The organism is Parafilimonas terrae, assembly GCF_900115755.1.
Taxonomy (GTDB): Bacteria; Bacteroidota; Bacteroidia; order Chitinophagales; family Chitinophagaceae; genus Parafilimonas; species Parafilimonas terrae.
On the sequence record NZ_FOXQ01000004.1, the window covers coordinates 126,709 to 140,445 of the forward strand.

The window sequence follows — 13,737 nt, forward strand, 5'->3', positions numbered from 1 at the left end:
CAACCTATTATTTTTATACAACAGATTAATATGATCAGGTTAATGTATTTAAACTGGCAAATATGTTTTCAGGCAGCCGGTCATTTGTTGCTGGTATTCTTTGGAAACAGTAGCTGCAGTTTCAGCAAAATCTTCCTGCGTTGAAGCATAGAGAATTGAACGGCCAACATTCACGAGCAATCCGCAATCTTTATTCATTCCGTATTTGCTTACATCTTCCAGGCTGCCGCCCTGTGCGCCAACGCCGGGTATAAGCAAAAAATTACTAGGAATGATTTTACGTATATTCTCCAGCTCTTTTGCCTGCGTGGCGCCCACTACAAACATTAAGTTATCCTGCGTGCCCCAGGTTGAAATTTTGCTGATTACTTCCTCATAAAAATAATTACCGGTATTGGTTTTAAGATACTCAAAATCGCCGGCGCCTTTATTGGAAGTAAGGCCAAGCACAATGGTGAATTTATCTGTATATTCAAGAAAAGGCCTGATGCTGTCCTCACCCATATAAGGCGCTACGGTTACGGCATCAAAGCTGTAAGTTTCAAAAAACGTTCTGGCATATTGGGCAGATGTATTGCCAATGTCTCCGCGCTTTGCATCGGCAATGGTAAAATGTGTTGACGGAATATATGCCAGCGTTTCTTCCAGTATTTCCCAGCCTTTCAGGCCATACACTTCATAGAAGGCGGTGTTTATTTTATAGGCAACACAATAGTTTTTTGTAGCGTCAATAATGGCTTTATTGAATTGCAATACAGCCTGCGGCTGCGATTGAAGATGCGCGGGGATTTTTGTAACATCAGTATCAAGGCCAACACAGAGATAAGATTGTTTTGCTTTGATTTGTCCGGTGAGCTGAGAGCGGTTCATTCAATTTATTTATCTGGCTAAATTCAATTAAATAATTTATATATACCTGCTATTATAAATATTAGGCCTACAATTTTAGCAAATAGCCTTGCATTACCTTCTGATTGTTCTGTAATAATTATAAATCTTTTTGGATCATGAGGATCATACATTACTTCCACGCTTTCTCCTATTTTATACTGGCCTGAATAAAACAATCCAAATTCATTTTGCGCCTCTGCGGTTACCCATTCCAGCTTGTCAGTTACAAATCTTACGATTATTTTATTATAAGCAATGCTGTCAAAAGAGCTTAATGAACCTGAAGACCGGCCCTTCATCTCAAATATTATTCCTTCAGCCTTTTTACCGTTTTCAATAAGCATTAGAGTTGTGGTCTTTTTGAGGAGCCCATATAACATAACACCCAAACCAACAACTATAAATATGTAGGGTAAAAATAGATTGATATTATTTTCTGAAAACATTGGTTTTATTTTCTTTCATTGTTTGAGCAACAGCCTTTGCATCAGCATCACCGCCACTTAAATGTTCAATTATGTTTTCATAACTTTTTTCATCACGGTTCTGGCTTAATTTAAATATATGCTCAACTGATGTTATCTCTATTTCAAAAGCCACAATTGCTTTCATCATATTATGCATATATGCTTCATCCATCTTTTCAACCAATGCAGGTGAATGCGGGCTGGCTTCAAAATTTGCGGTAAGCTTTTCAAGCAGGGCATAAAGAAAATTATCATCTTTCCAATGCAATATTCCACCGGCATGTACGGCCTGGTAATTCCAGGTGCTGGCAACATCTTTCTTTTCATACCAGCTTGCGCTTACATAACTATGGGCGCCAGAAAATATAGCAAGCACATTGGGGTTTTCTTCAAAAGCCAATGTATGTTTTTGTTTGCGCATTACATGCGCCTGCAAAAATATTTTATCTTCCCTTTCCTCTATTAATACAGGAATATGTGTGGCAACAGGCTGGTTATTTTTATTGCATCCGCACAAAAGAATAAAAGGATGTGCGTGCATAAAATCAGTTATATCTTTATGGTTTGCCGCCTTGAAATATGGAACATTGTACATAAGCGTTTAAAGATAAAACAACCTATGTGAAGTTTATAATTACTTCAGGAGAAACAATCTCTTTACAGCTTAATCATCTATTCCGTTCTTAAATTCTTCACCGGGTTGCTCAACGCTGCCTTTATAGCCTGGAAACTTACCGTTATCAATGCTATTAATAATGTTGCCAGCGCCGTAACAACAAATACCCACCATTCAATGCTTATGCGGTATTCATAATTCTGCAGCCAGTTATGCATAGCCCACCATGCAATTGGGAAAGCGATCAATGCAGCAATGAATGCAAGCTTTATAAAATCTCTCGATAACACAAAAACAATATTGCTTACCGTTGCGCCAAGCACTTTACGCACGCCAATTTCCTTAACCCGCTGCTGTGCAGAATAAGCAGACAATCCAAACAGGCCAATGCAGGCAAGTATAATGGCTATGGATGCAAATATGTTCATGATCTTTCCAAGCCTTAATTCATTTTGATAAAGCTTGTTGTAATCATCATCTAAAAACCGGTAATCAAAAGGCCTTTCGGGAACAAGTGTTTTCCATTTTTCCTGCAAAAACGAAATGGTTTGCGGAATGCGGTTACCGGTTATCTTCACCATTAAAGTATTGCCATAAGGGCTTGGAAAAAGCACCACCGGTTTGATAGGATTACGCAGCGATTGAAAATTAAAATCCTTTACCACACCCCTCACATAACCCGGCCTCGACCGGTCCAGGAACATTTTTTTGCCAACAGCTTCCTGCGGCGTCCAGCCTAATTGTTTGGTCGCTGATTCATTCAATATAAAATGAAAGACAGGCTGCGTATTTTCATCTTCATTCGCCACATCTTTTAAATCCTGCTCTGTAAGGTTTTCCCCGGCAATTAACTGTAAACCTGCTGCAGGTATAAACTCGTTATCAACCGGGTTGGCCGTTACGGCTACCTGTGCATTTTCAGGCATTTCAGGCTTGCTCATGTTATAACCGCCCAAAATACTTACCGGCGTATTGTAGCAAAGTGAAACGTTTTTTACATCTGTGTTCTGCTTAAATTCAGTTTTAATTAAATCAACATTTTTAGGGCCATAACTAACCGGAAGTACCAAAACATGCTCCCGGTCGTAACCCAGTTTTTTATGCTGGATATAATATAATTGCTGCTGAATAATGAATGTGGACACGATGAGGAAAACAGAAATTACAAACTGGAAAATAATCAGCGATTTTCTTAGCCATTGCCCTGATGCGGCGTTTTTAAAAGCGCCTTTTAAAACCCTTGCAGGCTGAAAAGATGATAAGACCAGTGCAGGGTAACTACCCGCTGCAAAACTTACAATAACTATAATAAGAATAGCCACTCCAAGTATAGGTAAAGAAAACAATGAAGACAATTGTAACTGCTGATTGGTAAGCTGGCTGAAGGAAGGCAGCAATAAAGCGGCACATGCCAAGCCAAGCAAAACAGCGATGCAGCATACAACCGCCGACTCTCCAATAAACTGCCAGAATATTTGATTTTTTTGTGCGCCGGCTACTTTACGAATGCTTACTTCTTTAGCACGTTCAACAGATCTTGCTGTGCTTAAGTTAATATAAGTGAAACAGCCTATAATTAATATAAGCAGCGCAACGCCCGCCAATATGTATATGTAAGTAATGCTTACATTGGGCGCAAAAGCATCGTACGGGGAATAAAGATGGATTTTATTAAAAGGCTCGAGATAAAAGTTTACGGTGGCATGCTGGCCTTCCATTTCTTTTTTCATAAATGCAGGCAGCCTGGCCTGCAGCGTGCCGATGGAATTTTTATCATGCAAAAGAAGATAGGTTGTGTAATTGGCGTTCCAGTAAGTGCCATAATATTCTTTCGACATACCGAATGTTGAAAAAGAAGCAATAAAATCAAACTGTATTTGCGAATTGGCCGGGCAATCGGCAACCAGGCCTGTTATTTTATAGAAATTACTGTCGCCAGAAAGTTGTAATGTTTTACCAACCGGGTCTTCATTGCCAAAATATTTTTTTGCGCTTGATTGTGTGAGCACAACGCTGTAAGGCTCCGTCAATGCTGTGCGTTTATTCCCCTCTAATAAATCAAAGCTGAACAGGTTGAAAAAAGAAGAATCAGCATACATGAAATTGTCTTCTGTAACAAGGTTGTTATTATAACGAATGATCTTTTTACTATTCATCATTATCACCGCATCCTTTACTTCGGGGAAGTTTTGTTTCATTACCATCGGCACGCGAACACTTGTGTAATTGCCTTTATTGCTGGCATCGCTGCCTTCAAAACTATACTCCATAATTACACGGGCAATGCGGTCGCCATTCTTCTGAAATTTATCAAAACTCAATTGCTGCTGTATATACAGCGCAATGAGCAGGCAACTCGTAAGGCCAATGGTAAGGCCGGCAATATTGATAAACGAAAACGTTTTATTCCTGGTGAAGTTTCTGAAGATAATTTTTAAATAATTCCTGAACATAAGGCGTAAAGTTTCTGATGGTTTCTTTATTTGCTTTGCAAATTTGTTTTATATGTTACCGGCCCTGGTATTTCAATTAAGCACGGTTGTGTCACTCCCTTCAACTGCAATAATTCTACTGAGCATACTGCCAGCTTCAACATAATCCTGTCAATCCATAAATCCAACAAATCCCCGTTTGTACGTTTATTTTTCAACCACTGTGCCAAAGCCAAAATACTTGTACAGCAAGCATTTCAGTAAGTGGCAAATAAACGGAGTGTTCGAAAATGAACACCCTGTGTACAATTACGAACTTGCCGTAAAAAAAGTTACAGGCAGCACATATTGCACTTCCAGGCCCCCGAAAATGCATTGCGTTTGTTAAACTGAGCCTTTAAATTCACCCGAAATAATTGCTAAAAATCTTCAAACCGTATCTTTGCACGCTTATGCAAAAACGGCGTTCGGTAGCATTTCACACATTGGGCTGCAAGCTGAATTTCTCAGAAACATCCACGCTTTCAAGGTTATTGGAAGCAGATGGTTTTGAGAAAAAAGACTTTGATGATAATGCCGATGTGTATGTTATCAATACCTGCTCCGTTACTGATAATGCCGATAAAGAATGCCGGCAAATAGTAAGAAGAATTCAGCGCAAAGCGCCGGAAAGTTTGGTAGTGATAACCGGTTGTTATGCACAGTTAAAACCAACAGAAATTGCAGCAATACCTGGTGTTGACCTGGTGCTTGGCGCTGCTGAAAAATTCAATATCACACAGCATTTAAAAGACCTGCATAAAAATGATTCGGCTAAAATATGCAGTTGCGATATTGAGGCGGTTACAGGTTTCAACACTTCGTTTTCTGTGAACGACAGAACAAGAACTTTTTTAAAAGTGCAGGATGGCTGCGATTACAGTTGTTCTTTCTGCACCATTCCTATGGCGCGGGGCAAAAGCCGCAGCGACAGTATTGATAACGTTATCCGCAACGCAGCCACGCTGGCCGCAAAAGGCGTAAAGGAAATTGTATTAACCGGCGTAAACCTCGGCGATTTTGGCAAAGGCCCTGATGGTGAAAAACACACGCAGGATTTTTATGAGCTTATACAGGAATTAGATAATGTGGAAGGTATAGAACGGTACCGCATATCTTCCATTGAACCTAATTTATTAACGAACGAGATCATTCAGTTTGTGGCTGAAAGCAAACGCTTCATGCCGCATTTTCATATACCGCTGCAAAGCGGCAGCAATAAAATTTTAGGGCTGATGCGCCGCCGCTACCGCAGGGAATTGTATGCAGAAAAAGTAGCTGTTATAAAACAGTTTATGCCGCACTGCGCTATCGGTGTTGATGTGATTGTTGGCTTTCCTTCGGAAGATGAGGCTGCCTTTAATGAAACATTTGAATTCCTGCACAATCTTGATGTTTCTTACCTGCATGTGTTCACTTATTCGGAAAGGGATAATACCAAAGCGCTGAATATAGAGCCGGTTGTACCGGTGCATACAAGGCATGAACGCAATAAAATTCTGCGCAACCTGTCTTATCAGAAACTACAATATTTTACAGCACAACATGCCGGGCAAACCAGGAAAGTTTTGTTTGAAGACCATAATAAAAACGGTATGATGGAAGGTTATACCGATAACTACATACGCATTACAACGCCTTACCGAAATGAATGGGCGAATGAGATTGTGGAGTGGAAGATTTAACTGCTTATAATACCTGCTCTGAACTTAACCTAACGGAAGTTTGAAATAAGAAATACTTTAAGGTTACTGCAAATTCAAAACTTTTCGAACGTCATTTCGACGACAGGAGAAATCCCTTGAAGTTTAGAGATCTTGAATAACCATTTAATTGCAGCCAAGAAAACAATCTAACTGTTAGCATAATCACTTAAATATTCAAAGCCGGGTGTAAGCTTTCCCTCTTTTAAAATAGTGGCTTTATCTATAATGCTGCTGCCTTTTATATAATCACTCAATACATGCTTTATTAATTGCTCGCCAAAAAAACGGCTGGCATCGCGGGGCAGCTCGTTGGGCAAATTGCCAACAGCCATTACATCTATACTTGTTTTTAAATAAGGAGCGGTGCGTTGCAATGTAACCTTATCAACACCATAAACAGGATCGTTTATAGTGCAATCGCCAAGGTTAACGGGAATGCTGCCATGTGCATCATCGGTAATATCCGCAATGGTTTGTATTTTAAATCCATCCGCCTTTATATCATCTGCCTCAAATAAGCGTGGAATAGTAGCATCCCAGTAAACGCCGTTCATTAAAATATCTGTATGCAAAGTATATGGTTGAAAAAGGCATTCATACTGCGGCGCATTCGCATGAAAATCGTCCCTTGTATAAGTGCGCTTTTCTTTGTGCGTATATAAATCTGCACCTTTTAAATGCACATAAACAGGGTAAGAAAATGTTTTGTTTATATATTCATCAGGCTCCACTTCCTGCACATCTACTATATTCATTATTTCGAGAATGCCATGCGCTACACGGCCGCTGCCTGTTACTGCAATTTTTACAGGCGGCAGCTTCAAACCAAAATACGTATGAATTAATTCGAGATAATCTTTCTGTTTATAAACCCTTCCTAATTTATATGCACCGGTTCTTTCTCCATAAGCCATCAACCCGTTGTGCGCACCAACTATGCCTGCAAAAAAACCAAAACCGATAATACGTTGCCCGTCTTCATGTTCCAAACATTCATAGTCAATCAATGTAATTTTTTTCTTCACCATTTCCTGCATGAGCTTTTGATTATACGGCTGCAATTTTTTGGTGTGTGAAAAAAACATGTAGGCTTTATTGGCCAGCAGCATATTTACCGGCACTTCTTTAATGCCCAGCAACAGATCGCAGTTCGAAAGGTCTTCCTGCAATACAGCGCCGGAGCGCTCATATTCATTATCGCTGAAACAGCGCGTTGAAGATGGCTGAACAAGAATTTTAAAGTCAGTGCTTTTCAAAAGCCACCTGCATTGGGCAGGCGTAAGTGCAACACGATTATCAGCAGGGATTTTTCCTTCACGAATTAAACCTATAACGGGCATGCAATATGTTTTGGTGAATAGTAATGATGAATAATGAATACCTCACTACCCGCCATTCACCACTCACAATTAAATAACAATATTTACCATCCTGTTTTTTATAAAGATGATCTTCTTTGGTTCTTTGCCATCCAGCCATTTCTGAATCACATCGTTTTGCAGCACTATTTCTTCCACTTCTTTTTGAGAAGCGTCTAAAGATATATTGATGGTTGTTCGCAGTTTACCATTTACGCTGATGGGGTATTCTTTGGATGACTCCACCAAATATTTTGCATCGAATGTTGGATAAACTGCATCTAAAACGCTGCCTTCATTGCCCAAAGTATGATATAGCTCTTCGGCAATAAACGGCGCATAAGAAGATAACATAATAACCAACGGTTGCAATATTTCTTTCTTATGGCATTTTAAATCGGCCAGTTCATTCGTGCAAACCATAAAGGCCGAAACAGCAGTATTATAAGAAAAGCGTTCAGTATCTTCTTCAATTTTTTTGATGGCTTTATGGAGGATTTTTAATTCAGCATCGGTGGCTTTATCATTTGTTACAATAACCTCACCCCCCGCCCTCTCCAAAGGAGAGGGAGCCGTTGCAACTTCCTTGTAAAATAAACGCCAGAATTTTCTCAGGAAACGATGCACGCCTTCAATACCTTTTGTATCCCAGGGTTTGCTTTGCTCCACCGGCCCTAAAAACATTTCATACATGCGGAAAGTATCGGCGCCATATTTATCAACCAGATCAGAAGGGTCAACTGTGTTGAATTTTGATTTGGACATTTTTTCGGTTTCAACACCGCAGATGTACTTGCTTGTTGAACTTTCAGAATAGATTGATCCGTCTTCTAAGATAAATATTGCATTTGCATATTCGCCGTTACGCCATTGTTTGAATTTTTCTATATCTAATTCAATGCCATCAACAATGTTTACATCAACATGACTTTCATATATAGAATAAGCCTCTATCTTAGCGCTACTTGAAATTTTGGCGACTACCGTACGAATAATAGAATCAAATTCTTCCTTTTTAGCTTTATAATTACCATACTGCCCTTTTGAAACTACTATCTGTGGAAAATTCGGTTTTTCCTGCCCATCTTTACCTTCATACCATAAAGCTACCCTATATACAAACCTCGAACTTCCTTGTATCATTCCCTGGTTCAACAATTTTTTATAAGGTTCATCAAAGCTTATCAAACCAAGGTCAAATAAAAATTTCGTCCACATGCGGCTATATAATAAATGGCCGACTGCATGTTCAGTTCCGCCCACATACACATCCACCTGGTTCCAGTAATCGCTGGCTTTTTTAGAGCAGAAAGTTTCATTATTGTGCGGGTCCATATAACGCAGAAAATACCAGGAAGAGCCGGCGTAACCGGGCATGGTGGAAGATTCACGCAGTGCGACCTCACCCCCCGCCCTCTCCAAAGGAGAGGGAGCCACTGCAACACCGGTATCATCTCCGGCAATTAAACTTTCGCTGATCTTTTGTAATACCTGCGGCAAATGATCTATAACTTCATCATTAGTAAATCTTATCAATTTATACTCATACTCCTTTAGCCATTCAGTTCTTACTTCATCAAATTTTCTCTGTTCTTCTTTATTATGATACTCACCATCAATTTCCACAATTAACTTCTTTTCCAGACAAACAAAATCAGGAATATAGCCTGCAACGGGATGTTGCCTTCTGAATTTGCATCCGTTTAAATTTCTGTTTCTTAATTCCTGCCATAATTTGTTTTCAGCTTCAGTTTTATTCCGTCTGTTCTCTTTTGCATACACAGATAATATTTTCCATTGTTCGGGCGTACTGGTAATATATCCGGGCATTGAGCTTTTAGCTCCCCTCTCCTTTGGAGAGGGGTTGGGGGTGAGGTCAATAATTGAACTTGCAGGAACTTCAATCCAATTTAAGTTGTTTGAAAGGGGGCCTTCACCATCCTTTCCCGGTTTTATATCTTCCATAGGTGGCAATTCCAGCGGCAATTCGCTTTCATCCAAAGGATAAGCAATGCCATCTTTCCAAACTATCGGGAAGGGTTCGCCCCAATAGCGCTGGCGGCTGAATGCCGCATCCCTCATCTTATAATTCACCTTGGCCTTGCCATAACCCAGGTCTTCTATTTCTTCAACTACTATTTTTATGGCATCACGCATCAGCATGCCGGTAAGAAAATTACTGTTTTCCAGTTCCGCATCTTTTGTTGGATTGGCTTCTTTGCCATTAAATGCTTCGCCGATAATATTGGTAATTTCTATATCGAAATGTTTGGCAAAACGAAAGTCGCGTTCATCGCCGCAAGGCACAGCCATAATAGCGCCGGTACCATAACCCGCCAACACATATTCACTGATATAAACAGGCACTTCGCGGTTATCAAATGGATTGATTGCATACGCACCGGTAAATGCACCGCTAATGGTTTTCTCCGCCATGCGCTCACGCTCACTGCGGCTTTTGACCCAGGTAATATATTCTTCAACTTCCTGCTTTTGTTCGGGCGTTGTTATTTCCTCAACCAGTTCATGTTCCGGTGCAACCACCATAAAGTCAACACCAAAAATGGTGTCAGGCCTTGTAGTAAATACACGCAGCTTTTTATCGCTGTCGCTTATTTTAAAATCAATTTCAGCACCGTAGCTTTTACCAATCCAGTTGGTTTGCATTTCTTTCATTGCCTCACTGAAATCCACTGTTTCCAGGCCTTCCAGCAAGCGGTCGGCATATTCAGTAATGCGCAAATACCATTGGCGCAGCTTCTTTTTTACAACAGGATAACCGCCGCGTTCACTCACGCCATTCACCACTTCATCATTCGCCAGCACTGTTCCCAATGCTTCGCACCAGTTCACTTCGCCATAACCGCAATAAGCAAGGCGGTATTCCATAAGAATATCTTGTTGTTGCTTCTCAGAGAAATTATTCCATTGTTCAGCAGTGAATGTATTACCGGTTGACGGCTGACCGTTAACCGTTGGCCGAAACTGAAAATTCTGATTTGGAAACGGATGATATTCATTGCCATCTTTTTCAAACGAAGCAACCAGCACATCAATGCTTTCTGCCTTTTTGGTTTGACGGTTATAGAATGATTTGAAAAGCTGCAGGAAAATCCATTGTGTCCATTTATAATAAGACGGATCGCTGGTATTTACTTCTCTTGACCAGTCGAAACTGAAAGCAATTTTATCCATTTGCTTCCTGAAGTTCTGAATATTCTGCGCCGTGGACACAGCGGGATGAATGCCATGTTCAATAGCATACTGCTCAGCGGGCAAACCAAATGCATCATAACCCATGGGATGCAAAACATTAAAGCCTTTTAAGCGTTTATAACGTGCATAAATATCGCTGGCAATATAGCCCAGCGGATGGCCCACATGCAAACCCGCACCGCTTGGATAAGGAAACATATCAAGCACATAATATTTGGGTTTGGATGAATCGTTGCTTACTTTATATATTTCATTGGCGGTCCACCAGTCCTGCCATTTCTTTTCTATTTCGCTGAAATTATATTCCATAATTAAGTTTAAAAGTTTACGTGTTCACGGATGCAGTTTCTAACGGTTTGATGTTTTAAAAAGTCTGACCATGTTTACCATTGTTGCAACTCCGAAAACCAGGAGAGCCAGCAGTAAGGCCAGGTCTGCTGCCGATTATTAAACAAAAACACTTATTGTAAAAGAATTTTTGCAATGGCTGCAAACCTAAGTAAAAGCTAAGAAAATATACTGGAATGAAGTTTTCCGGAATTAAAGCCGTTTTTTCAGGGCAAATGCTTCTGTTTATGGTGCAGCTTCTTCGCTTTCAAACGCTGCCTTTGCTGCATCAAGATGCTTTATGAATTTATCAATATCAGGATCATAACCATATTTAATATTGCTCAGTATTTTTTGATCAGCCGTAATAAACATATACAGGGGTTGCGCATTGGAACCAAATTTGGTTATTTCGTAATCAAGATTTCTATCGCCTACATTTTCAACTTCTTCCCCTCTTGCATTCTTATATCTTTCATCAGCGGCTAATTCTGTCGGCTCATCCACATATAAACTCACAAGCACAAAGTTTTCACTTATTCGTTTCAACACTTCAGGATCGCTCCATACCTCCGCTTCCATTCTACGGCAGTTAGAACAGGAATAACCTGTAAAATCAAGCATAACAGGTTTATGCAAGGCTTTTGCAGCAGCTATGCCTTCATCCAGGTCGAAATAAGCGGTAAGGCCATGCGGCGCCGAAATTTTATCAGCAAACTTTTTAGGCGGTAATGCTGCGGATTTCGTTTCATCGCTGTTATTTGAACCAGCATTAATATGCACCCTCGACAAATTAAAATCAAGCGTATAGTCCGGCGGAAGCCAGCCGCTTAAAGCCTTTAAAGGTGCGCCCCACATGCCGGGCAATAAGTATAAAGCAAAGGTGAAAGCAGCAATGGCAAAAAACAGGCGCGTGATGGTTAAATGCTTCACATCGCTGTCGTGATAGAATTTTATCTTGCCCAACAAATAAATGCCCAGCAATATGGCGAGCACAATCCAAAGCGCAATAAAAATTTCGCGGTCCAGCAGGCGCCATTTATATATCAAATCAACATTGCTTAAAAATTTCAGCGCTAATGCCAGTTCAATAAAGGCAAAGCTTACTTTAACGGTGTTAAGCCAGCCGCCACTCTTTGGCAATGAATGCACCAGCGAAGGGAATAAAGCCAGTATGGTAAACGGCAAAGCAAGCCCAACGCCAAAGCCAAACATACCCGCAATAGGGCCGGCCGCAATGCCTTCTGATGAAAGATAACTTAATAATTGCCCTGCTACAATGCCCGTGCAGCTAAAGGAAACAATCACCAAAGTGAGCGCCATGAAAAATATCCCGATATAACCTTTTTTGCCTGCAAGCTTATCGGTTCTTGTTGACCATGATGAAGGCAGTGTAATATCAAACAAACCAAAAAATGAAAGTGCAAAAACAATGAAAATGGCAAAGAACAATAAATTGGTTACAGGATGAATGGAGATTTTATACAACGTGGTATCGCCAAAAATTAATGTAAGCAATGTGGTGGGGATGCCATAAATAAGAATGATACAAAGCGAATAAAACAATGCATTTTTACGGCCTTGCTTTTTGCCGCCATAGTGATGCATGAAATAAGTTATAGTTACCGGGAACAAAGGATAAAGACAAGGCGTGAATACGGCAATCAGCCCGGCAATTAAACCTATCCAGAAAAAGTTCAGCCAGCCCTTTGGCTTTTCATCTGTAATATTTATGCCTGTTATAGAAGCTTTTTCAGGCGCAACAGTCACTTCAATCTTTTCTTCGCCGCTGGGAAATTCATCACCAGTTTTACCAAGCCATGCAAACGAACCTTTAATAACAGCGCTATCTTCTTTTTTTATTTTTAAAGGATAAGATATGATTGCTGAATCTGCGAAAGCCCTGAAAGTAGTTGCAGTGTTTTCATCGTTAATTAACTGAAGGTTGGAAGATTGGGTGATGCTTGTATCAACAAGATATTTAGCAGCATTGCTATCTAAATTAAGCTGCGATATAAAAGCATCATCTGTATTAAGTGGTTTAACAGAAAACAACAAAAAACTTTTATCAAGCTTTGCTTTTATTTTAAGATACACCAATGAATCATTTTTTCTTTCTGTTGAAAAAGAAAAATGAACCGGGGTGTTTTGTGCATGCACGTTAAAACAGCATGCCAATACAATCAGTAATAAAGAAAAGCATTTAATGCAGCGGCTTTGCATTATTGTAGTTGAATATTAAAAGGAACGGTTTTAGGTGGTAAACACATTTTATCGTTGCATACCATATACTTAACAGTGCCTGAAAGATTTGTTTTTACAGGTGATTTTAATTTTACAGTTTGCACAAAAGATACTGTTTCGCCATAATATTTTACATCAATACCAAAAATTTCATCATGCACTGTTTTAGGCCTGCCATCTTCTGTTGTTTTGCCATCAATGGTAACCAATGGGTTTCTTTTAAAAGTTACGGTGGTTGGCACTGGCCCGCCGGTTGGCGTATTCATAGAATAAATATGCCAATTAGGTTCAAGCGTAGCCGAAATGGTTACGATGTATTCTTTATCAGATTTTTTTGAGGCAGTGTAATTCCATTTCACAGGGTTCTGCACCTGCGCATTAAGCGCAGATAATACAATAAGCACAGCAGCGAATGTTAACGTAAATCTTTTCATCATATCT

Annotated in this window: 9 protein-coding genes; 1 reads left to right on the forward strand and 8 read right to left on the reverse strand. The window is 39.9% G+C overall.

Annotation, left to right across the window (positions count from 1 at the left end; translation table 11 throughout):
- Positions 1-48: 48 nt before the first annotated feature.
- The 4 genes from pyrF to BM015_RS08550 all read right to left on the reverse strand — a co-directional run bounded on the left by pyrF (position 49) and on the right by BM015_RS08550 (position 4,427).
- Positions 49-870 carry an orotidine-5'-phosphate decarboxylase gene (pyrF, locus tag BM015_RS08535; RefSeq protein WP_090657327.1) on the reverse strand — a complete coding sequence of 274 codons (822 nt, stop codon included), beginning with the start codon at positions 868-870 and terminating at the stop codon, positions 49-51.
- 23 nt (positions 871-893) lie between these two features.
- Positions 894-1,337 (reverse strand): DUF3592 domain-containing protein, encoded by a 444-nt coding sequence (locus BM015_RS08540; RefSeq protein ID WP_090657329.1) that lies wholly within the window; start codon positions 1,335-1,337, stop codon positions 894-896.
- Complete coding sequence (locus BM015_RS08545) at positions 1,321-1,953, reverse strand: FMN-binding negative transcriptional regulator (RefSeq protein ID WP_090657331.1); 633 nt, start codon at positions 1,951-1,953, stop codon at positions 1,321-1,323. The genes BM015_RS08540 and BM015_RS08545 overlap by 17 nt, the downstream gene beginning before the upstream one ends.
- 77 nt (positions 1,954-2,030) lie before the next feature.
- On the reverse strand, positions 2,031-4,427 hold the full coding sequence (locus BM015_RS08550; protein WP_090657334.1) for an ABC transporter permease: 2,397 nt from the start codon (positions 4,425-4,427) through the stop codon (positions 2,031-2,033).
- A gap of 431 nt (positions 4,428-4,858) precedes the next feature.
- Here BM015_RS08550 and mtaB point away from each other — a divergent pair, with 431 nt between their 5' ends.
- Complete coding sequence (gene mtaB, locus BM015_RS08560; RefSeq protein ID WP_090657338.1) at positions 4,859-6,130, forward strand: tRNA (N(6)-L-threonylcarbamoyladenosine(37)-C(2))-methylthiotransferase MtaB; 1,272 nt, start codon at positions 4,859-4,861, stop codon at positions 6,128-6,130.
- 167 nt (positions 6,131-6,297) lie between these two features.
- Here mtaB and BM015_RS08565 read toward each other — a convergent pair whose 3' ends face one another.
- The 4 genes from BM015_RS08565 to BM015_RS08590 form a co-directional block, all read right to left on the reverse strand.
- Positions 6,298-7,491, reverse strand: coding sequence for an NAD(P)-dependent oxidoreductase (locus BM015_RS08565; RefSeq protein WP_090657341.1), 1,194 nt, complete (start codon positions 7,489-7,491; stop codon positions 6,298-6,300).
- A gap of 69 nt (positions 7,492-7,560) precedes the next feature.
- Positions 7,561-11,034 (reverse strand): leucine--tRNA ligase, encoded by a 3,474-nt coding sequence (locus tag BM015_RS21820; RefSeq protein WP_245751302.1) that lies wholly within the window; start codon positions 11,032-11,034, stop codon positions 7,561-7,563.
- Positions 11,035-11,298: 264 nt separating this feature from the next.
- A complete protein-coding gene (locus BM015_RS08585; protein ID WP_090657342.1) occupies positions 11,299-13,275 on the reverse strand; it encodes a protein-disulfide reductase DsbD family protein in 1,977 nt (658 codons plus the stop codon).
- Positions 13,275-13,733: a protein-disulfide reductase DsbD domain-containing protein gene (locus BM015_RS08590; RefSeq protein WP_090657345.1), complete on the reverse strand. Its 459-nt coding sequence runs from the start codon at positions 13,731-13,733 to the stop codon at positions 13,275-13,277. Before BM015_RS08590 ends, BM015_RS08585 begins: the two co-directional genes overlap by 1 nt.
- Positions 13,734-13,737: the final 4 nt, after the last annotated feature.

What these genes read in the sequence shown, in the direction of transcription:
- pyrF (WP_090657327.1), bottom strand. Translation starts at nt 870, where the DNA reads ATGAACCGCTCTCAGCTCACCGGACAAATCAAAGCAAAACAATCTTAT.
- BM015_RS08540 (WP_090657329.1), bottom strand. Translation starts at nt 1,337, where the DNA reads ATGTTTTCAGAAAATAATATCAATCTATTTTTACCCTACATATTTATA.
- BM015_RS08545 (WP_090657331.1), bottom strand. Translation starts at nt 1,953, where the DNA reads ATGTACAATGTTCCATATTTCAAGGCGGCAAACCATAAAGATATAACT.
- BM015_RS08550 (WP_090657334.1), bottom strand. Translation starts at nt 4,427, where the DNA reads ATGTTCAGGAATTATTTAAAAATTATCTTCAGAAACTTCACCAGGAAT.
- mtaB (WP_090657338.1), top strand. Translation starts at nt 4,859, where the DNA reads ATGCAAAAACGGCGTTCGGTAGCATTTCACACATTGGGCTGCAAGCTG.
- BM015_RS08565 (WP_090657341.1), bottom strand. Translation starts at nt 7,491, where the DNA reads ATGCCCGTTATAGGTTTAATTCGTGAAGGAAAAATCCCTGCTGATAAT.
- BM015_RS21820 (WP_245751302.1), bottom strand. Translation starts at nt 11,034, where the DNA reads ATGGAATATAATTTCAGCGAAATAGAAAAGAAATGGCAGGACTGGTGG.
- BM015_RS08585 (WP_090657342.1), bottom strand. Translation starts at nt 13,275, where the DNA reads ATGCAAAGCCGCTGCATTAAATGCTTTTCTTTATTACTGATTGTATTG.
- BM015_RS08590 (WP_090657345.1), bottom strand. Translation starts at nt 13,733, where the DNA reads ATGATGAAAAGATTTACGTTAACATTCGCTGCTGTGCTTATTGTATTA.